This is a genomic window from Subsaximicrobium wynnwilliamsii, assembly GCF_007997225.1.
GTDB classification, from domain to species: domain Bacteria; phylum Bacteroidota; class Bacteroidia; order Flavobacteriales; family Flavobacteriaceae; genus Psychroserpens; species Psychroserpens wynnwilliamsii.
This window is the reverse complement of sequence record NZ_VORM01000014.1, coordinates 20,139-44,407: the sequence shown is the minus strand read 5'-3', so window position 1 is coordinate 44,407 and position 24,269 is coordinate 20,139. Positions and strand designations below refer to the sequence as shown.

General features: G+C 39.2%; 18 protein-coding genes. 5 read left to right on the top strand and 13 right to left on the bottom strand.

What is annotated here, in order from left to right:
- Window positions 1-2: 2 nt before the first annotated feature.
- From ESY88_RS12425 to ESY88_RS12385, 9 genes are all read right to left on the bottom strand, one after another.
- Window positions 3-1,505 (bottom strand): SusF/SusE family outer membrane protein, encoded by a 1,503-nt coding sequence (locus ESY88_RS12425; protein WP_189702600.1) that lies wholly within the window; start codon window positions 1,503-1,505, stop codon window positions 3-5.
- A gap of 19 nt (window positions 1,506-1,524) precedes the next feature.
- The gene (locus tag ESY88_RS12420) at window positions 1,525-2,997 is read right to left on the bottom strand and encodes a RagB/SusD family nutrient uptake outer membrane protein (protein ID WP_147086987.1); all 1,473 of its coding nucleotides are present in this window, start codon (window positions 2,995-2,997) and stop codon (window positions 1,525-1,527) included.
- A 12-nt stretch (window positions 2,998-3,009) separates the two neighbouring features.
- Complete coding sequence (locus ESY88_RS12415; RefSeq protein WP_189702599.1) at window positions 3,010-6,048, bottom strand: SusC/RagA family TonB-linked outer membrane protein; 3,039 nt, start codon at window positions 6,046-6,048, stop codon at window positions 3,010-3,012.
- 257 nt (window positions 6,049-6,305) lie between these two features.
- Entirely contained in the window at window positions 6,306-7,889 is a 1,584-nt protein-coding gene (locus tag ESY88_RS12410; RefSeq protein WP_147129039.1) for a DUF6377 domain-containing protein, read from the bottom strand.
- A 606-nt stretch (window positions 7,890-8,495) separates the two neighbouring features.
- Window positions 8,496-9,293, bottom strand: a complete 798-nt coding sequence (locus tag ESY88_RS12405) for an SDR family oxidoreductase (protein ID WP_147086984.1) — start codon at window positions 9,291-9,293, stop codon at window positions 8,496-8,498.
- 201 nt (window positions 9,294-9,494) lie between these two features.
- Window positions 9,495-9,809 (bottom strand): GIY-YIG nuclease family protein, encoded by a 315-nt coding sequence (locus tag ESY88_RS12400; protein WP_147086983.1) that lies wholly within the window; start codon window positions 9,807-9,809, stop codon window positions 9,495-9,497.
- 513 nt (window positions 9,810-10,322) lie between these two features.
- The gene (locus tag ESY88_RS12395; RefSeq protein ID WP_147086982.1) at window positions 10,323-11,375 is read right to left on the bottom strand and encodes a type III polyketide synthase; all 1,053 of its coding nucleotides are present in this window, start codon (window positions 11,373-11,375) and stop codon (window positions 10,323-10,325) included.
- A 102-nt stretch (window positions 11,376-11,477) separates the two neighbouring features.
- Window positions 11,478-12,194: a methyltransferase domain-containing protein gene (locus ESY88_RS12390; RefSeq protein ID WP_147086981.1), complete on the bottom strand. Its 717-nt coding sequence runs from the start codon at window positions 12,192-12,194 to the stop codon at window positions 11,478-11,480.
- Window positions 12,191-13,324 (bottom strand): NAD(P)/FAD-dependent oxidoreductase, encoded by a 1,134-nt coding sequence (locus ESY88_RS12385; RefSeq protein WP_147086980.1) that lies wholly within the window; start codon window positions 13,322-13,324, stop codon window positions 12,191-12,193. The genes ESY88_RS12390 and ESY88_RS12385 overlap by 4 nt, the downstream gene beginning before the upstream one ends.
- 763 nt (window positions 13,325-14,087) lie before the next feature.
- Between ESY88_RS12385 and ESY88_RS12380 the strand changes: the two genes are divergently transcribed.
- Window positions 14,088-14,615 (top strand): hypothetical protein, encoded by a 528-nt coding sequence (locus tag ESY88_RS12380; RefSeq protein ID WP_147086979.1) that lies wholly within the window; start codon window positions 14,088-14,090, stop codon window positions 14,613-14,615.
- Between the two features lie 156 nt (window positions 14,616-14,771).
- Window positions 14,772-16,175 carry an RtcB family protein gene (locus ESY88_RS12375; RefSeq protein ID WP_147086978.1) on the top strand — a complete coding sequence of 468 codons (1,404 nt, stop codon included), beginning with the start codon at window positions 14,772-14,774 and terminating at the stop codon, window positions 16,173-16,175.
- A gap of 172 nt (window positions 16,176-16,347) precedes the next feature.
- Here the strand turns inward: ESY88_RS12375 and ESY88_RS12370 are convergent, their stop codons facing one another.
- The 4 genes from ESY88_RS12370 to ESY88_RS12355 all read right to left on the bottom strand — a co-directional run bounded on the left by ESY88_RS12370 (window position 16,348) and on the right by ESY88_RS12355 (window position 21,410).
- The gene (locus tag ESY88_RS12370) at window positions 16,348-16,806 is read right to left on the bottom strand and encodes a GreA/GreB family elongation factor (protein WP_147086977.1); all 459 of its coding nucleotides are present in this window, start codon (window positions 16,804-16,806) and stop codon (window positions 16,348-16,350) included.
- Complete coding sequence (gene mtgA / locus ESY88_RS12365; RefSeq protein WP_147086976.1) at window positions 16,796-17,494, bottom strand: monofunctional biosynthetic peptidoglycan transglycosylase; 699 nt, start codon at window positions 17,492-17,494, stop codon at window positions 16,796-16,798. The genes ESY88_RS12370 and mtgA overlap by 11 nt, the downstream gene beginning before the upstream one ends.
- Window positions 17,495-17,503: 9 nt before the next feature.
- Complete coding sequence (locus tag ESY88_RS12360; protein WP_147086975.1) at window positions 17,504-18,616, bottom strand: NAD(P)/FAD-dependent oxidoreductase; 1,113 nt, start codon at window positions 18,614-18,616, stop codon at window positions 17,504-17,506.
- A 67-nt stretch (window positions 18,617-18,683) separates the two neighbouring features.
- Entirely contained in the window at window positions 18,684-21,410 is a 2,727-nt protein-coding gene (locus ESY88_RS12355; protein ID WP_147089861.1) for a reprolysin-like metallopeptidase, read from the bottom strand.
- A gap of 68 nt (window positions 21,411-21,478) precedes the next feature.
- On the opposite strand from ESY88_RS12355, the gene ESY88_RS12350 reads away from it, so the two are divergent.
- The 3 genes from ESY88_RS12350 (at window position 21,479) to ESY88_RS12340 (ending at window position 24,228) form a co-directional block, all read left to right on the top strand.
- Entirely contained in the window at window positions 21,479-22,030 is a 552-nt protein-coding gene (locus ESY88_RS12350; RefSeq protein WP_147129038.1) for a hypothetical protein, read from the top strand.
- 174 nt (window positions 22,031-22,204) lie between these two features.
- The gene (gene rnpA / locus ESY88_RS12345) at window positions 22,205-22,594 is read left to right on the top strand and encodes a ribonuclease P protein component (protein ID WP_147086972.1); all 390 of its coding nucleotides are present in this window, start codon (window positions 22,205-22,207) and stop codon (window positions 22,592-22,594) included.
- Entirely contained in the window at window positions 22,594-24,228 is a 1,635-nt protein-coding gene (locus ESY88_RS12340; protein ID WP_147086971.1) for a S41 family peptidase, read from the top strand. The genes rnpA and ESY88_RS12340 overlap by 1 nt, the downstream gene beginning before the upstream one ends.
- Window positions 24,229-24,269: the final 41 nt, after the last annotated feature.

Below are 24,269 nucleotides of genomic sequence, written 5' to 3'. Positions count from 1 at the left end.
TATTATTGGGCAGTTATGGTCATTTGATCGGTTTCTAGATTAATTCGAATCTCGTAGTTTCCGGCTTGGCCCGTTTGAAGTTTCCATTTATTATCAGGGCCATCACAATCATAAGTGTTAATAAAATTGGTGTTAGTTATGGATTGCCCATTTGTGGCAGGATTTATCCAATCCCCGTTGCACCAATCGCCCTTGAATTTTGATATTTTGAATTCCCCGGTTGGATTGTTGGCTCCTAAAGGACCTGTATAAACATATTCACCATCTGAGTATGTCATTGGTGCCGGAGTGCTAATATTCCAACCATTTGGACCCCCATCACCAATGATGTATAAAGCGATTTTATTAAATGAAACGGTATTGTTTTGAGTGTCCAAAACAACTTTATATCTTCCTTTTATTTGCTCCGTTACCAGCCAGTTATTGTCAGAATCACATCCTGAATTTTGATTGACTGGTCCATTCTCCATCACCTCGTTATTTGTAAAGGGTCTATACCATTGACCGCAAAAATCGCCTAAAGGACCTGCAAAAATCTTGAAATTCCCTGAATTGAATTGGCCTTCATAATAAAATAAAAAGGCATTCTCCTCATCTTGATTAAATGCTATTGGCGCATCAATGTTCCATCCACTTTCAGTCGCATCTCCTACAATCCAAAGCGTGCTGAAAGGCGGCGTATCAACACTTGATTCAACAACTTCTATAATGATAGTCAAGTTTAATACATCGGCCGTAATTCTATAATTCTCATTTGGCTCAAGCGCTTGGTCAATCGTCCATTGCAAATCATCCCCACTGCCACCTTCATTATAAACCATAAGTGTATCATCAGTAGCGTCTTTCGTATAGAAATCTTGGCAGAAACATCCATCTTGATTGACAGCAAACTTAAAATTACCAGGTATTAAACCGCCTTCATAAGTAAACACACCTCTCGTATTTGTAGAGGGTACCATTTCAGTTGCATTGGTAAGATCCCATCCATTTGGCGTGGCATCACCTACCATAAATAAACGCGAGCTTATGGGTTTGAACGTAGTTACCGTAAAATTTGTTACTGCTGTTTGCTCAGCCACAGAGGCATCAGCAATTGTAGCTGTGACTTTCACGGATAACTGATGAGACTCATTTGGGTTCAATCCACTATCCAAAAGCAAATTGTTCAAATCGCCGTAAGTCATTTCATACCTGTAAGTGGCCTGAACACCCGAGAATAAAGTGGCCAAAGGCGTTGTAAAATCTCCTGAAGCCATGTCCATTTCTAAAGTATATGTAATAGCTGCTCCTGTATCTTGGTTTGTTCCTGTGGTCCAATTGAAATTTACTTTGTTGGTAAAAAACAACTCCTCCAAAACAAGATCCTCATTAGAGATGCTAAGCGCTAATGTATCCTCTTGATCAAAAGCATCATTAGTGAGCTCATCATCGCAGGACATAAATGCTGAAAAAATTACCGTCAAAAAAATCACGCTAACAAATTTCACTTTTATATGTGTTCTCATCATTGTATAGTTTTATTGATCAGTAACCTAGATTTTGGGTCAGATTTGGATTTCGATCGATTTCAATTTGAGGCACTGGAAACAAAAGGTGCTTTTGTGCTGCATTGTCTTTTCCGATCGACTGTAAAAAATCAAGACCATATTGACCATTGTTGACACGAATTAAATCAAACCATCTTTGGCCTTCAAAAGCCAATTCCAAGCGGCGTTCTTTGAGTACAGCTTCTCTAAATTGAACTTGGCTCAAACCTGTCTCGATATCATCAAGTCCAGCTCTATTTCTAATCATATTAAGATAATTTTGGGCTTCATTGGTTTGTCCCAGTTCGTTTAGCGCCTCAGCTTTCATTAATAGAACATCAGCGTAACGCAAGACGGGAAAATTCATGGGACTATTGTCGTAACCGGGAATAACACTTAAAGGAACTAAAAACTTCCTAACATTGTATCCTGTCGTCGAATAAGAGCTTTGGTAGGCGTTTCCATCAAAATCTGGACCACCTGGATACAAGACTGATATGTCCTTTCTCAAATCACCAGCTTCATATTGATTCATAAATTCCTGTGTAGGTTGATTCCAGCCAAATGCACCTCCCACAAAATTGGAGCTCCTAGGCCCCATAAATGGACTTGTCCAAGATGCTTGATTTTCATCAGAGAAAAAACCAAAGCCACCATCTGAAGCATATTGGACTTCAAACATCGATTCTTGGGAGTTTTCATCATTTATATTGAAGTTATCATAATAGTTAATGTTCAAGGCATAACCTTGCCCCTCGACTTGAGTGGTTAAAGTGATCACTTCGTCATAATTCCCTAAGGTTAAATGTACTTTTGCCAGCATACCCAATGCAGCACCTTTTGATGCTCTACCCAAATCTGACTGACCAAATGAAGATTTAGGAGGTAGAAATTGAATAGCTTTATTGAGATCGGATATGATCAAATCATAAACGGCATTCACAGGGTCTCTTGGGGGGAATAGATCATCATCTGCATTTAGCGGCACTGTTACGATTGGCACATCGCCAAAATACCGTGCCAAAATAAAATAATAATGGGCTCTTAAAAAATAGGCTTCGCCCATGGATCTATTTTTTATGGCCTCATCAATGTCTAATGTGGGAGCGGTTTCTAACACAATGTTAGACATTAAAATACCCGGCCATGGACCCCTCCATAAATCTAGCACTCCTGCATTGTCTGGTTGGGTAATGAAATTGGACATATCTTGAGTTTCTATGCCATCAGTACCACCACCAGCACCCACAATGCTGTTTCCTGCCATGATATCTGATGTCCACATTCTCAAATTGTACAATTTCGGCCTCTGTAGGGGTTGATATGCGCCATTGACAACGGTAACTAACTCTTCAGCAGTTTGTGGATAGTTCTCAGTATTTATGGTGTCTAGCGGTTGCTTGTCTAGAAAATCATCGCTACACCCAATACATAAAATGGCGACTACTATTAAATATATTAAGTTTTTCATAGTGTTTAAATTTTAAAATCCTAGTGTTGCTCCTAAGGTAAAAGTCCTTGTTACTGGATAGATGTTATTATCAATGCCATTTGGCCCAACCTCTGGATCAAAACCAGAATAGTCGGTTATAGTAAATAGGTTTTGACCAGAAACATAAACCTTAATTGATGAAAATGTTTTATTATCATAAAAGTCAGTTGGCACATTATAAGATAGATTGACATTTTTGAGTCTTAAATAAGAACCGTCTTCAATGTATCTTGTCGATTGTCGATTGTTATTGTTTGGGTCTCCAAAAACCGCTCTTGGAATGGAATTACTAGTGCCTGGACCGCGCCATCTATTCAAAACGGCAGTGGATTGGTTTGTAGTTACAGACATATTTTCAGTGTATAACCTATTGGCATTGAAAATGTCGTTACCGTAAACCCCTTGAAAAAAAACACTCAAATCAAAATTTCCAAATGTGAACGTATTATTCAATGAGTATGTGATATCTGGATTGGGATTTCCAATAAATGTTCTATCCTCGTCGTTAATGACCCCATCACTGTTCAAATCTTTAAATCGTATATCGCCTGGCGATGTGCTGGTTGCAGGATTGGTTCCTGGTACTTGAACGGCATGGGTATCAACCTCATTTTGGGTTTGAAAGATGCCTTCCTGTACAAAACCATAAAAGACATTGATTGGATACCCCGGCTGAATTCTTGCTAAGGTGTAATTTAGGCCAATGCCTCCAGTGGTCAAAGGCGTGTCACTATTGATATCGATAACCTCATTATCGTTATATGCAAAGACAAAATCGGTGGACCACCTAAACTTATCTCTATTCATATTATAGGTTGTTAGTAATAGTTCGATGCCTTTATTTCGAAGTTTTCCGGCATTGATAAAAGGCACAAAGATATCTGAGTAACCTGAAGTGATCGGGACAGTTTGAGGAACCAACATGTCTTCGGTATTTTTAATGTACCCATCAATTGTAACATCTATAAAGTGATTGAATAAACTTGCATCGATACCTACGTTTAGTTGCTTTTGCGACTCCCATTGCACATTAGAGTTAGGCAAAACGGTGGGGACTGCAGCTGTGACAAAGCTGCCATTAAAATTATACAGATTTGTATTATAGGCCGAAGCAAACGAATAGTTACCAATCTCTTGATTACCAGTAACCCCATAACCAAGTCTCAATTTTAAATCATTAATGACATTTGAGTTTTCTAGAAACGATTCCTCAGAAACTCTCCAAGCAAGCGCAGCCGATGGAAATGTCCCGTACTTATTGCCTTCCCCAAATCTTGAAGAACCATCTCTCCTTACGGTGGCGGTAAGATAATACTTGTCTTTATAATCGTATTGACCTCTAGCAAAGAATGAAAAGATAGACCATTCAGAACCACTTCCATTAATTGTAGGTTGCAATAAGCCATTGTTAAGGGTTTGGGTGCTTTCACTGGGGAAGCCTTGAATAGACCCGCTAATAAATTTGAACTGATTTTCTTGAGCACTTGTGCCTATTACCGCAGTTAATGAGCTTCCAGAATCATAGTCCTTATTAAAGGTCAAGGTATTGTCCCATAAAAGTGTGGTGCTTTTATTTGAGCTTTCAGACAAGAACGCATTTTCTGAAACATCTGAATCCCAACTGAAAGACGGCGCCCAAGTTCTTGTGTCAAAAAAATTAGCCTCCACGCCCAATAAGGTCTTGAATTTTAAGTGTTTCGCAAAACTTAACTCTGCATAAACAACGCCTTGAAGATTATAGCCTTTAGTTGAGTTTTCAACGCTATTTGATTTTCCAATAGGGTTCTCCACGTCCCCAGAATAAATAGGCTGACCTATAGGCCCAGAGTAATTTCCATTGTCTCTAAAGATAGGCTGAGTAGGCAATGACAATAGCGCATTCTGAATATTATTATCCCCATTTTTCTTAATATCATAATTAAGTTTCAAACTATTGCCAAACTTTAAATGGTCATTTATTTCGGTATCTGAATTGAATTGCAATATATAACGCGTGTATTCAGAATTAATAATAATTCCATCTTGATCAAAAACATTCAAAGAGGTATATAAATTTGACTTTTCTGAACCCTGAGAATAAGACAGTGTAGCATTGGTTTGTTTACCAGTAGTGAAAAATGCGTCTAACCAATCTGTTCCATTACCCAGTGCACTGGGATTTGCGAAATCGGGGTTTGGCTGCTGCCCGCCGTTTGCCAAAATCTCATTGCTTAATGTTCCAAATTGTTCCGCATTTAGAACCTCCAATAAACTGGTGGCTTGCTGGATGCTAGTAAATACATCAACGTCAAGTCTCCCTTTGCCCTTCTTTCCTCTTTTAGTGGTTATAATGATGACGCCATTAGACCCTCTTGAGCCATAAATAGCAGTTGATGAAGCATCCTTGAGAACTTGAAAGGACGCCACATCCTTCATATTCACTTGGTTCAATCCACCGTTGAGGGGCATTCCGTCCACCACGATCAGGGGATCATTGTTGCCTATAGTGCCAGAACCTCTAATTCTAAACGTTGGGTTATTACCTGGTTGGCCAGAGGTTATTACCGTGACACCAGCTGCCCTACCTTGAATCGCGTCACCTATATTAGAAGAAGGTTGTGATTGAATGTCCTCCATTTCAACTGAGGACACTGAACCGGTTATGTCTTTTTGCTTTGATTCCCCATAACCAATGATGACTATTTCGTTCAATGCAGAGACATCCGCTTCCATTATAACTTCCAAATCTGAAGCAGTCGCCTTAATTTGTTTGGTTATGTATCCTACATAACTAATCTTCAAAGAGGCATTTTCATTCTTTAAAACGATCTCAAACTCCCCATCAAAGTTAGTAACTACACCATTATTTGTTCCAACCTCGAGTATAGTTGCCCCTATCAATGGTACCTTATACTCATCAAGTACTTTTCCTGATACACTATTTTGTGCACTATTTTTTTGTGAAAAGCACAAAAGCAGAATTAGAACGCAAAAGCTAAACTTGTAACGGCCGTTGACTGACTTGTTACTATTGGATTTTTTATTATTCATTATGAATTCGTTGAGTTTAAATAGTACACTTAATAGATAATTGTGCATACAATGAAACTCAAAGAAACAAAAATTGAACGCTCAAACTTTAGTTTGAAAATTTCATATAGATTATTTAGGTGTTATTTTTAAGTAAATAAATTGTATCTATATGACATTCAAGATACTGATGTAATTTGAAATAGCAGAAAAATATAGAAATTGAATTATTAAAATTTCATATTTTGACACTATTTTTTGAACTATATCAATTTAAACTAGGCTTCTATTGTAGTATTAACATTTAGCTGTTCGTCGAAAAGTTCATTTTTCAGATAGGATTTATTACGAATTTTCGATTTGTAAGCGTAAATTGAGTTTACCGAATAGCCTAAAATTTGCGCAATTTTTTCATTATGTTTTACTCCTAATCTTAATAAGGCAAATATTCTCAAATCTTTATTAAGTATTTGATTGGATTTTAGATTGACCTTGTTGCCCTCTGTCATTAAATTATTGAACTCATTTATAAAATTTGGGAATAACTTAATGAATGCAGTATCAAAATTGTGTAATAATTTCTCTTTCTCTTTCTTTAAATTGTAACGAGAGATATTATATATGGCTTTTTTGTAATCTTCATTAGAAAGGTTTTTTTTGATCTCTAAAGTTAAGCTGTTGAATTTTTCAAAAATATTGTCATATTCAGTAAAAAAAAGTCCTAGATATTCTTCCTTAATCTTATTGGATTCAAATAATCTCGCATTGGCCATAACAATCTCATCATTTCTACCTTTAAGCTCTTCATTAACCATCATTAATTGCTCGTGCGTTTGTTTCAAATCATTATGTGCTTTTGAAACAATAAACCTAGTTCGTTGTAGCTTTTTATATTGAAAAAAGATAATGGAGGTAAAAAGAATCGAAATCAATAGAAATGCGATTGCTCCAATATATTGTATGTATAATCTTCTTTTCTCACTCTCTACACCCTTCACTATTTCTTCATCAATTAAGGGTAGAATAGCCCCAACCTGTAATTTCCTTTGTTGGGCACCGTAAAATTGAGCATCTTCAAAGGCCTTTTGTATGAGTCTTGAGGCAAATTCAAGCTCATTTCTCTTGAACAGCAGTTCTGACAATTTGATAATGGCCAACGACTCTTTTGTGGAGTTCCTGATATCCGCAACAGCAGCTTGGGCATAATGATACTCTGCTAAATCAAGCTTATCTTTGGCTTGATAGATTTCCCCTAGCACATAATTTGTCAAACCCAACTCACCTAGACCCAGATCTCGCTTCAAGAGCGTTTTTAGAGTTATTATTGCTGAATCCTCTCCACCAGATCTGTATTCATTAAATGCCGCCATAAAAACATTGAAAAAGCTGCCTTCTTCTGTAAGTTTTAGAGTTTTTTCCCTGTAAAAACGTGCCATTTCATTGTATTTCTGACTAAAATCCAGCAGACCACTATATTCAGCCATATCACTGTAGCATCGACCATAAAGACCAAAGTACATAGGTTTGTCGATGGCCCTAACAGTTTCAATGTTTATGTTTTCAAGATAATCTAAGGCTTCCTTATACATGCCAACCGATATGGCTATATCTGCCAAATTAAGATATCCTTTATTTATCAATGAGGAATCATTTAATTTAGATGCCGTTTCTTTTGCTTTCAAGCTATAGAAATAGGCTGAATCACTTTTAAATACTTTGTATTCATCAAACAAGCGATTGTACATATTGAACTTTTCCTCCAATTGTTGAGGATTGATTTTGGAAAGTTGGGTCTTTAGGAGGTTGATACTATGGCGCTTGTTCTGGTCGTAGATTATGGAAGAATCAAGTGCTCTTTGCAAATCCTGTAAGACGGTTTTTTCTTGGGCTTGACTGAAAAATATAAAACAAAAATTGCAGGCTAGCAGCAGCGTCAATTGTTTAATTATTTTAAAATAGGTCTTCAAATCAATTCTTTTAAAAGCGTAAATTTTATGGCCGAATATTACAATTCAATTCAAGGAAGTTCATGTAAATGGATACTGTATTGCTTGATTGAGTCGAATGTCTTTCGGGTGTATTAATTTAGATCCTTTGGGCCTTCAATCAGCATAACAGAAAAATGCAGGTACGCTTTGCATTGAAGAGTTCTACCTAAGTCTGCATCAACATTTGTTTTAAGTTGCTTTTATTCGTCTTTTCAGGTCTTTCTGAATCTTACTTTTCTTGAGGTTTAAATCATTGAAACAAGAATACTTCATAAGGGAAAGCAGGATGTCGATCTAAGCTTAATTCAAATATATGCTAATTATGGAGTAATTATTAGCGTATAAGGAAATAAGAGGATTTTGGTATTTTTGAGTATCTTGAAATAATACGTGTTAAGTTCAATATTAGCCCAGGCGGAGCCACTAATTTAAACGATGCACTTAGATCTATTGCAACTACTTTGTCTATACCAAAAATACTCAAGAAATATGCTCCCCACCATCCACAGGGATCACGCAACCATTAATCCAACGGGCTTCGTCCTTGCTCAATAGGTAAACTGCATTGGCGACGTCTTCGGGCTGGGTTAATCGTGCAAATGGGTTTCTCAATAAACTGTGCGCCTTAAGCTTCTCACTTCCGGGGATCATGCGTAAGGAGGCCGTATCGGTCACGCCTGCCTGAATGCAGTTGGCGCGAATGCCGAATGGCGCAAACTCCAAGGCAATATTTCTAGAAATGGCTTCTAAGGTCACTTTCGCTGCAGAAACTGCTGCGTAATTTTTCCAAGCCTTGGTATTGCCCTCACTTGTAAAACTGATGATGCGGGCATCCTCGGAAAATAAATCCGCCTCAAAAATAGCCTTGGTCCAATCGTACAGACTAATGGCCATGGCATTAATGGTCAAGCTGAAATCGTCGTTTTTAAGCATCGGCTTATCTTCAGACCACATGGGTTTTAAGTTGCCTTTAGCAACGCTGTGCACCAAGGTTCTTAGGCTTCCGTTTGGTCCAAATAGCGCTTTCAATTCTGAAATAACTTGTTGTCGTTTTTCAGCTTTGAAAGCATCGGTATTGAAAGCCTTGAACGCTACGCCTTCCGCTTTAATCTCTTCAAATTCTGAAGCGATTTCTGCTTCTTTGGCTCTTGAGTTGCGATGAACGATACAAATGTTCATGCCATGCTTAGCCAGTGTTTTGGCGGTCGCCAAGCCTAATCCACTAGAGCCTCCCAAAATGAGCGCCCAGTAGTTTTTGTCTTTAAATTCTTGTGTCACGATGAGTTGTATTTTGTTTGGTTTAGGATTAGACTGACAGTAATTTTATATTCAAATTTAGTGAATCTCAGAGCTTAGGTTTCAATTAATTATCTGTCAACTTGCAAGGATGGTGTCACACTGAGCATTACTGAAATGAAAATATGTTTTCATTGAAAAGTACCTAAGTGAAGCTTATGAAGTGCATACGAAGCAATTATTTCACTTTCCATAATACTTATAATGCGTCGCATTCCTACATTCCGATAGTATTTGCAACATATCAGAATCACCTTCTATCAAAGCCTTTTTCTTAACTCTTGTCCAACCCTTTAACTTCTTTTCAAAATAAATTGCTTGTAAAACATCATTAAAGGGTTCTTGAAACTTGAGAATCAAAGGTCTTCGTTTAAATGTATAACAATCTTTATATTTACCAAATTCATGCTCTTTATAGCGCTTATCAAGGTCGTTTGTAATACCGGTATAGTATGATTTATCTGAACATTCTATGATATAAACGTAATAAAAATACATTTCAAATTTTTTGGTTATAAGGTCTTCGACTGCGCTCAGACTGACAGCAATATTATATCAAATCTAGTCCTTACAAAAGTATTCGACTGCGCTCAGACTGACAGCAATACCATATCAAATCTAGTCCTTACAAAAGTATTCGACTGCGCTCAGACTGACAGCAATACCATATCAAATTTAGTCCTTACAAGGGGCTTCGACTGCGCTCAGCCTGACAGCAATATTATATCAAATCTAGTCCTTACAAAAGTATTCGACTGCGCTCAGACTGACAGCAATACCATATCAAATTTAGTCCTTATAAGGGTCTTCGACTGCGCTCAGCCTGACATTAATATTATACTCTAAATTAGGATTACAATGCTTTGATTGACAAGCACAATCAAAATGACACTATTAAATCTATTATAAATTTCCAGTCCTAAGTCATCTCGTCCTAGGTCTTAAGTCTATTCTCTATATTCCAGGGGCTATCTCCTACCCTCTACCCGCTTCTCAACTAAAAACTCCCAACTACCACTTCAACAACACCCGCTGAGCAGAAAATCCCGGACCAAAGCTGAGCATGAGCCCAACTTCGCCCTTAGCAGGGTTTCTGTCCATAAAACGCTCCAAGACATAAAGAACGGTGGCACTGCTCATGTTTCCATAAAGTTTTAGAACCGCCTTGGTGTCGTCGATGTTTTTACCGAGGCTTCCGAATAAGTCTTCAACGGTTTGCACGATTTTCTTTCCGCCGGGATGAAATATCAAGTGGTCCACATCGTCAATGCTCATGCCATTACGCTCTAAAAATGGATGTACGATTTGAGGAAAATGACTGGAAATGGTTTCTGGCACTGCCTTATCGAGAATCATTTGCAAGCCGGTATTTACCAACTTAAAGCCCATCATGGTTTCGGCATCGTAAAAATGGTACATGGCTTCATCCAGAATTTCTGGACCTTGCTCGTCTTCATAAGATGATAAGATAACCGTCGCTGCACCATCGCCAAAAATCGCAGCACTCACGATATTGACCATGGAATAATCGTCCAACTGAAACGTCGCGGTTGGCGCTTCCACCGCGATGACCGCGGCGCGTTTATTGGGATTGGCCTTTAAGAAGTTCTTAGCGTAAATAATACCCGAAACTCCTGCTGCACATCCCATTTCAGTAACTGGAAGCCGCACGATATCCTGCTTCATCTTTAAATTATTGATGAGATAGGCGTCCATGGAAGGAATCATAATCCCGGTGCAACTTACCGTGATGATGTAGTCAATATCGGTTGGTTTGAGCTGTGCTTTATCCAAGGCTTTCTTGAGCGATTGCTCGCCTAGTTTGACGACCTCACGCGCATAAATGTCATTTTTTTCCTGAAAAGAGGTTTTTGTAAATACCTCTTCGGGGTCCATGATGGAATAGCGCTTATCCACACCCGCATTTTCAAAGAGCTTGATGACCTTGCGCTGGAACCGTTCTTCCTGTCCGTCTAACCACACATTCAAAAACGGAATGATATCTTTGGTTTCCCTGTAATATTTTGGGAGTTGTTTTGCTACTGCTGTTATTTTTACTTTCATATAAATGAGACACTAATTTCACTAATTTTCACGAACCCTGTGGGTTGTTTCGCTGAGATTTTCACTACTTCTAATATCTAACTTCCTTTTTACTTCTAATATCTAACTTCGTAAAAGCCATAGAAACCGAAACGCCCATTTCCATGAAATCTCATAGTTGGCATTGATTTTTTCTGAAATAGATTCCAGTTCTGGTCTTTTAAAACCTCTTAATACAGACGTCAGCCCGTCTTCCACGATGGTTCTGTTCTTAATATTAAAAGCGGTACACATTAATTTGAACAGATAATAGGCTAATTTATGCCGGTGTAAATCATTGACGACGATGCCCAATTTTGATTTTTCCAACACTGGTTTTAGAAAATGTACCAATTCTTCTTCTGTAAAATGATGCAAAAATAAGGTGGTCAACACCAAATCATACTGTAAGTTTTCAAATGCTTCGGAAAAAACATCCATCGCCAGAAACTCCAAGTTATCATAATCCTGAGACAATTCCGAAGCATAAGCGACTGTATGCGCATTCGCATCAATGCCTATCAATTGAAACTGAAAGCCCTGTTTCTTGCCAAATCTCGAAACTTCCCTTAAAATATCGCCTCCACCACAGCCTAAATCGATAATCGTAATGGGCTCACTTTTGGGATGGTCCTTTAGTGCTTTCTTGAGTGCGTTGACGGTCACTTTGTTGCCGCCCAACCATTGATTGATTTTGGCCAATTTATCTAATGCATCATGGAGAATGGGACCATTATAATCCAAGTCGTCCATGATTTCGGGCTCCTGCGAGCGCTGTTTTGTATTCACTAAGACGCTCATGTTACTTGCATCGGTTTACCATGGGTTCGTTTTATGATTTTGGGCAGCATCCAAGGGCATAGTTTCAAAAGCCCCAATAACAATGCAGCGAGCGAATCGTTTCTAAATATCGCAGCAATCGCATGACCCATGCTTAGGCGTTGACTAAAATTGGCATTCCATTGCTTGGTGTATTGATGTTCCAAGGCTTCGCGTGATGGGATTCGATTTTCAAGATACTCAATTATCAATTGCGACGCCAGTTGAGCACTTCTTATGGCCATCCCCATCCCGTTGCCACAAAGCGGATGAATCATCCCTGCGGAATCGCCACACATCAAGATATGGTTTTCCACCGGACTCTTGGTCTCAAAGGAAATCTGGCTGATGGTCAAGGGCACATCAAAGACAGGCCTGCTGTTTTCAAAAATATGCTTTAACGCCTTGTTTTTAAAAAGTACTTCCTCTTGAAAACTCTCGATATCTTTATGCTTTTTAAAGGCCTTAAAGGTCGTGATGTAACACAAATTGATGGCATTGCTCTCTACTTTTGAAAGTCCACAATAGCCGCCTTTAAAGTTATGCAAGGCAACCAAATCTTCTGGAAACTCAGCCTTTATATGCGTTTTCACACCCAAATAAGGCGATTTTTTCTGAATGAATTCCCGATTCATGGTCACATCGAGATTAGAGCGTTTTCCGAAAGCAGCAATGCTTATTTTTGAACGATAGGTGTTTCCGGTTTTGGTGGCTACTGAAAAATTATGGGCTTCAAATTGAATGTCGGTAACAGTGTCTTGCACGATTCTCGTTCCGTTTTCTTGAGCTTTTTCGGCTAAAATGGCATCCAAACAATAGCGACTCATCCCAAAACCACCAAGCGGTAAATTGGCGCTTATGGTCTTATTGTTGGTTGTGGTCAACTCAAATTTTGAAATGCGTTTGGCGCCTTCCGCAAAAACATCAATTCCTAAAAACTCCAAGTAAGGCAGCACTTCATTGCTTACATATTCGCCGCAGACCTTGTGTTTGGGATAACTGTTTTTCTCGATAAGGATAACCTCAAAGCCTGCTTTTGACAAATGAATGGCAGCACATAATCCCGCCAAACCACCTCCAATAATCAATACCTCTGTTGCTATGGGTTGCATCGCCAATTCTTGAATTTTTTGAAAGTTTAAATATAGGCAGATTCTAACTTAGAAAGTTTCAAAATAAGAGCTTAAATTCTTGATGACGTATTACATTAACCAAGGCAACCCCGTTGAATTTTAGACTGATTTTAGGATACCAAGCATGATAAAATTTACTGCGCAATAGTCTAAGGTTCATTAGCTTTAGCTGAATAAAAACAGGAGATTTCAAAAAATCCTTGCAAATAATAAAAAAGTTAATACGTCGTATTAAGAGCTAAAAAACGATAGCTTGGGAAAAATAAATTTTGAAAAGCCGAAAATTATTTTCAATCTTTGCAGCGCACACTAACCAAAGACAGGTTATATTAAAACTAGAACTCATGCGTTTTTTTACCACATATCAAATAGATCCAGAGGGCCAATTCCCTGCTGTGATGCTTCGTGCTTGTAGTTAAATAAACCTTTTAGATTTATAAATAACACATCCGAAGCACTTAAAACTGTTTCGGATGCTTTGTTTTCAGTCCGTTACCTTGCGAACCTGCAAGACTCTTTTCTAAAACAGTTTTACAAAACAAATTTCGCATTGGCGTTGCACGAGGCTCAGTTGAACACTCCCTTTCTTGGGTTGCTTTTTCAAACTAAGACAGCACGAAAACGCTAATGGAAATTTACAAACAATATTTAAAGACAGCTATTGCTCACAATAATGAGCTGCTGTTGCTGAAGCTCTTGCAACACTGTGGAGTGAATTTGGCGACCAAAAACACATAAAATAATGGACACAAGTTTATTAAATAATTACGTGCTCAAGGCGATGGACGCCTACCCGTACGACCTTGAGGAAACAGCAGAAAACCTCAACTATGCCTTGGCATACGACGCCAATGACCCCCATGCCTTGTATTTAATGGGACGTTTGCAAGCCGAACAATTTGGCGATTATGAAAAAGCCAAGTCTTATTATGCTGCAGCTTTGGCCAATAACCTATACCTGTTCAAAGTATATGAACATTACATTTTAGTATTGCTCTGGAATGAAGATTATGAGGAGGCTGAAAAACTCATCGCCTTTGCATTTAAAGTCAAAGGTTTAGACAAAGGTCTTGTTTATGCATTACAGGGAAGGCTTTTAGAACATCAACATCAATTGAAAAAAGCATTAAAAGCGCATAAAAAGGCTAAATTACATGGCTTCGACGATGATTTTTTAAATTCAATCAACACTGAGATATCACGAATCAAGAAGAAAAAGAAATCAGAGAAAGCCAAGAAATCAAAGCATCAAAAGAAGCGGAAAAACTAAGATGGTTGTTATTGAGACCTAGGGATTCTCAGATACCCCTGGCGTCACGAAGCCTTGGGTTTTATAATCCAACAGGTTTTAGTCTTAAAAAATGAACTGCGCCAAAACAGTGCGCAACAAGCTTTGATTCTTGTAGCATCACTTAAAACAAACAGCATGTCAACAGAAAAAAAAATCACAGGAAATGATTTGGTCGCGATGGGGTTTAGACGAGGAAAATGGATGAAAGATGCCATTGCGCACATCAATACCAATCGCTTAGAGGCTGAGGCGATGCTGCAGTATTTGGAGCAATTCAAATTGCCAGCAGGTATTGAACTTCATACAAAACCAATTGGTTTTGCCGTTAACATCAAGGCAGATAGCGATTTGGAGCAGGATAATGTTTTCAAGGTAGTGAACTCGATGAAAACCTTGATGAAAACACCAACCTTGGTCAATGGTGCCCTCATGCCCGATGCTTGCCCAACCGGTCCAGACGGAACCATTCCTGTTGGAGGCATTGCGGTTGCCAAAAATGCCATTCACCCCGGCATGCACAGTGCCGATATTTGCTGCTCTGTAATGTTGACCGATTTCGGTAAAATCAATCCGAAAACGATTTTAGATGCAGCGCACGCCAAGACACATTTTGGTCCTGGCGGTCGCGATAGGGATTCGCAATTTCAATTGCCTACCGCATTATCAGAAGCTTTTGAGCACAATAATCTGCTCAACGATAAGCAGATGATTTCCATTGCTAGGTCGCATTTGGGAACCCAAGGCGATGGCAATCATTTTCTCTTTGTTGGGACTTCCAAAAAAACTGGAAATACCATGCTCGTTACCCACCATGGGTCTCGTGGTCCCGGAGCGCGATTGTATGATAAAGGTATGAAAATTGCAGAACGCTTTAGAAAGGAATTGTCGCCAGATACCATGAAGCAAAATGCTTGGATACCTTTTCATACTGAAGAAGGTAAAACCTATTGGGAGGCTTTACAAGTGATAAGACAATGGACCAAAACAAACCATGAAGTGCTGCACAACTCTGTTGCTGAAAGCTTGGAGATAACTATCGAAAACAGATATTGGAACGAGCATAACTTCGTCTTTAGGGATGGCGATTTGTTCTACCATGCCAAAGGCGCAACGCCCTTAGATGCTAAATTTATGCCAGACATCACAGGTCCACGATTGATTCCCTTGAACATGAGCGAGCCAGTCTTAATTGTTGAAGGCGTGACCACAGGCTCCAATTTAGGATTTGCTCCGCATGGTGCGGGCAGGAACGTGAGCAGAACCCAGCATAGAAAAAACAAGACAGGAACGATCATGCAAATCTTTAAAGAGGAAACCAAAGGTTTGGACGTTCGGTTCTTTTCCAAAGAAATCGACATTACCGAATTGCCAAGCGCTTATAAAAATGCAAATTCTGTAAGACAGCAGATGGACGAATTCAGTCTCGGAACTGTCATTGATGAAGTGATGCCTTATGGTTGCATCATGGCAGGCGACTGGCAGAAGAATGCACCCTGGCGAAAGAAACGTGATAAACGCCAAAAAAGACGTCGTTCTTGAGACTGGTTTTTGAATTAAAAGGAGACCTCACAGCATGCTATGAGATTAACACATTAAGTTGATTTTAGATTCTTAACTACAAGCTTTTTACAATCTATAACCATTGAAAAGACCTAAGCCAACTAAAGCCAGAAAGACCAAGACATAGCATCATGAGTATGGAACCTCGAATCTATAAAACCTTAAGAATTTCAAAACCAGCCTCCCTAAAATAAACCTGGTCGCCAATCACTTTTCCCATCAATAGCAAGCCTATTGGTGTGTTTGGAGAAATGGCATAAAAAGATTGACCGTCAATTGTCAACGTTCCAGCGCTTACCGCAATGTAATAATTGGCTTCTGTAGTAAAAACCACGCTCCCCAAAATCACGGATTTTGAAACTGCCGAAGGCTCAATTTTTTGGAGGTTTGCTTTGGTGTTTTCAATATCTGCCAATTGATGCCCCAGTTTTTCGCGTTCCAATTGCAACATGGCGCGGCCGGTTTCATGCTTATCGCCTGCCGAGCTTTTGGTTTCAGAAGTCAAACCGTCCTGCACGTCTCGAATCTGATTTTGAATGGTCGCAAATTTTTGCGCCACATAAGCGCTGCATTGCTTGAACAACTCTTGTTTTAGTGTGCTATTTGTCATCGGTGTTCTCGTAATTTAACGGTCCATAAAAGTACATTTGTTTCACAATCCATGCTTTTCGACCTTGAATATAGGCTGTGGCAGGATTGGCACGATAACGCAATGGGCTTGGTAAAATGGCTGCGATGGCGGCAGCTTCCTGTCGTGATAATTTGGCGGCCGATTTTTTGAACCAATATTGTGAGGCTGCCTCTGCACCATAGATTCCCGGACCCATTTCGATACTGTTGAGATAGACTTCCATGATGCGCTCTTTACTCCAAATGAGCTCGATTAGAAACGTAAAATACGCCTCAAGACCTTTGCGCAACCAACTTCGGCTTGGCCAAAGAAACACGTTTTTTGCAGTTTGCTGACTTATGGTACTTGCGCCTCTTATTTTTTTACCCTTCTGGTTGTTGTCGTAAGCTTTTTCAATGGCTTCGATATCAAAACCATTGTGCTTGACGAACAACTGGTCTTCACTACTAATCACAGCAAGTTGCAGATTTGTTGAAATATTTTCAATAGGTACCCAATCGTGTTTCCAACCCCTATTTTTTTGGGTTGAAGTAGCTTGCGTATTGCGAATCACCATCAATGGGGTGATAGGTACTGGCAGCCATTTAAATACCACAACAGTAAAGACCGAAGCTACGAAACCCCAAAACAAGATTTTGAATATCAATTTAAAAAAGCGTTTGATCATGTCTTAAAATTAGGTCAATTCAGCAAGTTCCTTTCCAATAAGGCTGCCAATAGCGATGCCCATTCCGCCGAGTCTTACGCCACAGAATACATTATTGGACATTTGTTTTACAATGGCCTTTTTTTGGTTGCCAACACCCATAATGCCGCTCCAGCGATGGTCTATTTCAAAGTTTTGCTTCGGAAGGATAACGGTTTTCAACAAAGTTTCCAATTTATTTTGAATGATTTCGGTCTCTCCGAATGCCGTTGTCTCTTCGGTTTTGAAATCGAGGTGTCGCCCACCTCCCAAAAGTATTCTATTATCGATGTTTCTAAAATAATAATAGCCTTTTTCTAAATGAAATGTACCCTTTATGCTCAAATTTTCAATGGGTTTTGTGATGAGCACTTGGGCTCGTGCAGGTTTGACTTCTGAAATGTTGAAGTGTTGCGCGAAGCCATTGGTGGCAATGAGCAGTTTTTTAGTTTTAAAATCGAAGTGCTCCGTATGCACGTGAACACCAGCATTGTCTTCAGCAAAGGATTTAACCCTGCAATCATTCAGGATTTTCACACCTGCCGAAGCTGTTTTGAGCAATAAGGCTTCCATCAGTTTACCTGTATCAATTTGACCTTCAAAGGCATTGAAACTATAGGTGTCTTTTATGTTTTCAAAATGAAAGCTATTGGGCCTCGTTTCAAAAACTTCCGCTTTAAAAATGGGATGTAACAAAGAATTGATGTGTTCTTTTTGTGAAAGGCAGGTTTCGAATAAATCGTTTTCAGTTTCAGCAAACAACTCATAGCCTCCAAAAGCTTTAAAACCTATAGTCTTGTCGCCCAGCATTTCCCTGAGCAGTTGAAGACCTTCCCAACGCTTTTCAACAAGTTCAATCACTTCGGCTTCGCTATGAGTGCCCAAATCATCTATGAGCTCGCTAAGGCTTCCGAAGCAGGCAAATCCAGCATTTTTGGTGCTGGCACCTTGCGGCATCATTCCTTTTTCAAGAATTAGGATTTTGGCTTTGGGATACTTCCGCGAAAGCGAAATAGCACAATTTAGGCCAACGATACCGCTGCCAATAATGGTGAAATCCACATTGGTAAGCCAAGATTTTATTTCCCAATAAGATAGGTTCATAAAGCCAAGTTACAAAAAAAGGCTCCTGAATTTCAAGAGCCTTTTAATAATTATGGGTTTAAGTGGATTATTCAACAATCAACTTTTTAGTGACTTTACCGGCATCGGTATTCACATTGAGTAAATACATGCCTGATTGTACGTTACCCAGATTAATGGTTTGGTTGAACTCCCCTGCACTATCATAAGAGTTGTTGAACACAGAGCGCCCCCTAATATCGAAGACCTGTAAATCAACGTTTCCTGAAGTACCATTGAACTTCACAGTGAACTCGCCGTTGTTGGGGTTTGGAAATACGCTAAAACTAGCATCCAAGCCAACATTGGTTGTGCTAAGCACGGGTTCAAAACCACCTTCCTCACAAATGGTCAAGGTCACGTTATTCCAAGTTGCAAAGTTATTGTTAACAACTACATCGCCAATGAAAAACACCCAATCTCCTTGGGAGTTAGATCCATCTGCAGCACTCAAGGGTTGAGCGGGCTGGATGGCGATATTGTTACTAGTGTCGGTACAAGGATTCACAACACCCTCATCATCAAAAGTAACAATGACATCGGGTAAACCAGGACATCTATTGACGTTTTGAAGCAAATAGGTAATGCCACTTGGGCTGTTGTATGGGCCTCTAATTCCTATAACCAACTCTGCATTGTTAGATGTTGTGACATCTACGCTAACGTTGATATCTGTAATTGTTTTAGAATCAGGAATTGGCAAGGTGTAGCCACTAAACTGACTTGCATTTTCTTCCAATTGAATATCGGCAGTAAAGAAATAATCTTGACAAGCATTTCCTGGTATATATGTATAATCTCCAATGGCCAAAAATTCTTCGTTCACATTAAAAAATATATTGCCAACAGCTTCGACCATAACTCTACAAAAAGCCGCGCTTACATTTGGTACTGTAATATCTTGACTTCCATCATTTGGAACGTTGGATGCCAGTACAGTGTCATAAGTGACACCTTTATCGGTAGATAATAAGATATTTACATTGGCTGTGTTTATTCCATTTCCAGTAGTTCCCGCAACATTCCAAGTAATTGTTTCGGTGTCACCTGGTGTCCAAACAATTTGGTTGGTTGATTGGGAAGTGACCTGAAAAGGTCCTGCATCGGCATTTACCGTAGCCGTCATAATATCTGTAGCAGTTTGTCCACCTGCAATAACATTATCACGAACGGTAAGCCTAAAATTCAATGGTCTACTTATAGCGGCCAATTTCTCCCATGCTGCGGAAACACCGCCATTTACTGCAATGTCTTCCAATCTTGGAATGTATCTTACAGGGTTAACAGTACCTTGTCTAGACCTTACGATGGGGCCAAGGAGGGTTGTTTCGGTAGGCGCTCCTGTTGGACCCAAGTCATATTGCTCCCAAGTGTAGGTATGGGATGCTATGCCATCTGGATCTGTTGAACTTCCTGTTAATTTATAAGGTGTTGATTTAGGCATGGTGTAGTTTGTTCCTGCATCTGCGGTAGGTGCACTATTACCAGTTGGCGTGAGCGTTGCACATTGGCTCAATCCGCTGGTGATATTATCGAACATCACTTGCAAGCTTTTTTGGTGAAAATAACCATCGGAGTTCAATTGCACGTTTTGTGGTGAACAGATACCTGCATAAGACATAATAGTTGAACCACTTCCTGGCTCATAAGCGGTACTTTGAGTTCTTTGGTTCAAACAATTCGATCCTGCGTTGCCATTGAAGGTGTGCGGAGATCCAAATTGATGTCCCATTTCATGAGCGACAAAATCCAATGCAAAACGATCGCCAATAGGGTTTGGCAATCCTGTTACTCCTCTTGCTTTACTTCCTGTGCAGGGAGACCTTAGCTCCGCAATGCCGCCTCCACCAGTGGTAAATACATGGCCAATATCATAATTGGCAACACCAATGTTTGCATCTACAGTGGTCTGGTTTTGATTTAGCATAGCGTTAGAGTTGGAATTGGTGTAAGGATCTGACTCTACATCAGGGCCTAAAAAAATAATACTCTCATTGTCGACCATGACCATTGTGACAGACAAATCTTTTTCATAAACGCCATTGACACTTGTCATGACCTCTACCATAGCAGCCATGACGTCTGGTACAGTGCCTCCATGAAATTGAGCATATTCTACAGTACAAGCTATGGCCAATCTAAACTCACGCATTTGGCCATCATTGGCATTTCTTGAAGCTAGGCCACTTTCATCAAAAGTAGTATTGTCCTCAACATCGTCAACAAAATCACAAATCCATTCCTCTTGTGAATTATTTACATCTCTTCTATTATAAACTAAATACTCATTATCGGCTCCATTTTCAGAAATGTCGATCAATTCAATACCTTGATCTGTAAATGCAACTGTATTCAAACCTTTTGGTGTAACACTAAAGCGGATGAGGCTAGACGGATTTTTTACGCCTTGACCTACATAACTTCTCATGTTTGGGTATTTATTCTGCAGCGCCTCTTCCATTATTGAGGCTTCCAAGATACGATACGAGTCAAAACTGCCTCTCGAATTAGGAAAGTCCAAAATCACATTTGAAGGATTGCTATTCCCTTTTCTGCTTGGCGCATCTTCCAATGCCGATTTGAGTTGGTCGATGTTTAGCACATAATGCTTGGCTGATGGCATTGTAGCAAAATCATCAGCGTTTACTGGTGCTACAAGCTTTTGCTTGGGAGTTGCCTCAGTCCAAAAAGACCGGGGATTTTGTGCAAATGTTGGCGCCGACACTAAGATGCAAAACACAAAATTGGAAATACATTTTAAGTAATTATTTTTCATTGTTTTGATTTTTTATCCATGAAAGATAATTTGATATCGAATAATCAACAAGTATTTGAGGTTAAAATTTGAATATCCTATATTTGGACATGAAAATTATTTGTATTCTTATCGTCTCCATAATGGCTTTAAACTGCAAGCCCACAAAATCCATCGATACACAAAATAAAACGCATGACCAAGTGAAAGACTGTCCCGAAGATGGGAATTGCACATTTGAAGTGTTGACCAATTCAGCTTTCGAAATCAAAAAAGACGAGTATGGACTCTCCTATGGTAAATTAGTTGTTAGTGATAAAACCTTACTGCGTTTTGAATATATACCAAACACCCCAGAAAATACCGCCGACGGTCAATACAACGAACTCATTTATATTGAAATAGATCCAGACACAGAAATGTTGGACTTAAAGGACGAAGACCTAAAGAAAGCCAATGTCACTTTTGGTAGAGTCTGTTTTTGCCCAGGACAAAATGGCTATTATCCAGTAACCAAGGGTCAATTAAAGCTGAGTAAGCTTAAAGATAACAGCTTTGAATTAAGTTTAAATTTTAGAGCCAAGGACCTGCCCCAAGTTATCACACAAATTAACAAATCTTTTAAATTAGAGCAGCCCTGAACAAAGGCCAACAGTATTTTATAGAGACTGGTGCATACCCATAACGCTATAAATGAAATAGCCTCTTGGCTTCGTAATATAGTTTTATTTCAAAATAGCTTCATTCCGAAGCAATATTTAATTACTTTGGCTGCATTCCCAAATCACAATCAAAAACCTGTCAACTTTAGACCTATGGCTCTCACTTATTCAAAAAAAGACAAGCTCAAAAGCCGAAAATTGATTGAGAAATTATTCAGTGAGGGGCGTTCGATTGCGGCATATCCGTTGCGAATGGTCTATTTGAAGACCAGTTTTGATGATGGTGTTGCTTTTAAGGCGGGTGTTTCAGTAAGTAAGCGCAATTTTAAAAAGGCCGTACAGCGAAATCATATCAAACGCCTTATGAGAGAAGCGTACAGATGCCACAAAAGCACCTATTTTAACAATAGTTCCAACGAATTTGCGTTAATGATATTGTACATTGGAAAAGAGACTGTTGATTTCGCTTTAATAGAAAAAAAAATGCAACAACTCCTTAATAAATTCTCCGAGAAAGAACTTACAGACAAAACTGCTCCCTAATGAAAACACTACTAAAGAAACGGGTCATTGTCCCAATTTTGGCCATTTGTATTTTTACGACCACCAGTGCCTTCAAAGGCGACTTTTTTGAGATCGCCAAGCAAATTGAAATTTTCACAACGCTTTTCAAAGAGTTAAACATGAACTATGTTGATGAGACCAACCCTGGGGATTTGATGGATACCGCCATAAAAAGCATGCTTAACGATCTCGATCCTTATACCAACTATTACAATGAGCAGGATGTTGAAAAAGCACGCATCAACAATGCAGGAGATTACACTGGTATTGGCGCAAACGTACTTACTCTAAAGGATAAACTGGTTATTATGGAACCCTATAAAGGGTATGCTGCCGATAAAGCCGGGATGAAAGCTGGCGATGAAATCATTAAAGTGGATAATGTTGCTGTAGGCGATTTTAAGGAAGATGCGGGTAATTTATTACAAGGAGGGGCAGGCACTTCGGTAACCGTAACCTATATAAGACAAGGAGAAACAAAATCAACAACCATACAACGTGAGGCAGTAGACATTCATGCGGTTCCCCATTACTCGATGGTTAATGAAAACATAGGCTACGTGGTGTTGCGCAAGTTCAATGAAAAGACGTCTTCTGAAACAATTAGTGCCATAAGAGCCCTAAAAAATCTGGGCGCCAAAAAATTGATTTTAGACCTTCGAGGCAATCCAGGAGGCCTGCTTAGTGAAGCGGTTAACGTTACAAATATATTTGTGCCTAAAAATCAATTGGTAGTAACCACCAAATCCAAGGTTGAGAAATACAACAAGACCTATTACACCCAAAAAGACCCCATTGATACCGAAATCCCTTTAGTGGTTTTAATTGATGGGCGAAGCGCCTCGGCCAGCGAGATTGTTTCTGGTGCCTTACAGGATTTGGATCGTGCCGTTGTGGTGGGTGCTCGTAGCTTTGGTAAGGGCTTGGTACAACGTCCAAAAAAGCTCGTTTATGGCACGCAAATGAAAATTACCATTTCTAGATATTACACGCCTTCTGGCCGATCTATTCAAGCTTTAGACTACTGGAACCGTGACGAAAATGGCAAAGCCACCCGCATAAGACAGGAAAATTACAACGAATTCAAAACTAAAAAAGGGAGAATTGTTTTTGACGGTGGAGGCATACAGCCCGATTTAGAATTGGATGAAACCAAGCTGAGCCCCATAACTAAAGCCATAATCGAAGAAAATCTCATATTTAAATACGCCACAGATTATTATTACAACAATGAGGTCTCTGATTTGGATAGCTTTGAATTGAACGCTGGTGATTTCAAAGCGTTTAAATCTTACTTATCAAAAAATGATTTTGATTTTGAGACCGAAACTGAAAAAGCATTTGCAGATGCCTTTGAAATTGCCAAGGATGAACAAATTGGAAGCGAAATCAATACTGATTACAACGCGCTCATCACAGCCTTAAACACTTATAAAGACAAGGCCGTTGACGATAATAAAGCACAATTGTTATCTATGATTACCGATGAAATAGTGAAACGCTATTTTTATAGAGAAGGCTTATACACCTATTATGTGGCCCATAATTTTGAAATTCAGAAAGCGGTTGAGATTTTGAAAAATCCTAGTAATTACTTAAATTACTTAAATTAAAAATTTTGAGCATAGTTTGAAGTAAGCTTTAAAAGAGGTAT

Bases quoted from the DNA above. Each gene is read 5' to 3' on its own strand.
- ESY88_RS12425 (WP_189702600.1), bottom strand. From the start codon at position 1,505: ATGAGAACACATATAAAAGTGAAATTTGTTAGCGTGATTTTTTTGACG.
- ESY88_RS12420 (WP_147086987.1), bottom strand. From the start codon at position 2,997: ATGAAAAACTTAATATATTTAATAGTAGTCGCCATTTTATGTATTGGG.
- ESY88_RS12415 (WP_189702599.1), bottom strand. From the start codon at position 6,048: ATGAATAATAAAAAATCCAATAGTAACAAGTCAGTCAACGGCCGTTAC.
- ESY88_RS12400 (WP_147086983.1), bottom strand. From the start codon at position 9,809: ATGTATTTTTATTACGTTTATATCATAGAATGTTCAGATAAATCATAC.
- ESY88_RS12395 (WP_147086982.1), bottom strand. From the start codon at position 11,375: ATGAAAGTAAAAATAACAGCAGTAGCAAAACAACTCCCAAAATATTAC.
- ESY88_RS12390 (WP_147086981.1), bottom strand. From the start codon at position 12,194: ATGAGCGTCTTAGTGAATACAAAACAGCGCTCGCAGGAGCCCGAAATC.
- ESY88_RS12385 (WP_147086980.1), bottom strand. From the start codon at position 13,324: ATGCAACCCATAGCAACAGAGGTATTGATTATTGGAGGTGGTTTGGCG.
- ESY88_RS12380 (WP_147086979.1), top strand. From the start codon at position 14,088: ATGGACACAAGTTTATTAAATAATTACGTGCTCAAGGCGATGGACGCC.
- ESY88_RS12375 (WP_147086978.1), top strand. From the start codon at position 14,772: ATGTCAACAGAAAAAAAAATCACAGGAAATGATTTGGTCGCGATGGGG.
- ESY88_RS12370 (WP_147086977.1), bottom strand. From the start codon at position 16,806: ATGACAAATAGCACACTAAAACAAGAGTTGTTCAAGCAATGCAGCGCT.
- mtgA (WP_147086976.1), bottom strand. From the start codon at position 17,494: ATGATCAAACGCTTTTTTAAATTGATATTCAAAATCTTGTTTTGGGGT.
- ESY88_RS12360 (WP_147086975.1), bottom strand. From the start codon at position 18,616: ATGAACCTATCTTATTGGGAAATAAAATCTTGGCTTACCAATGTGGAT.
- ESY88_RS12355 (WP_147089861.1), bottom strand. From the start codon at position 21,410: ATGAAAAATAATTACTTAAAATGTATTTCCAATTTTGTGTTTTGCATC.
- rnpA (WP_147086972.1), top strand. From the start codon at position 22,205: ATGGCTCTCACTTATTCAAAAAAAGACAAGCTCAAAAGCCGAAAATTG.
- ESY88_RS12340 (WP_147086971.1), top strand. From the start codon at position 22,594: ATGAAAACACTACTAAAGAAACGGGTCATTGTCCCAATTTTGGCCATT.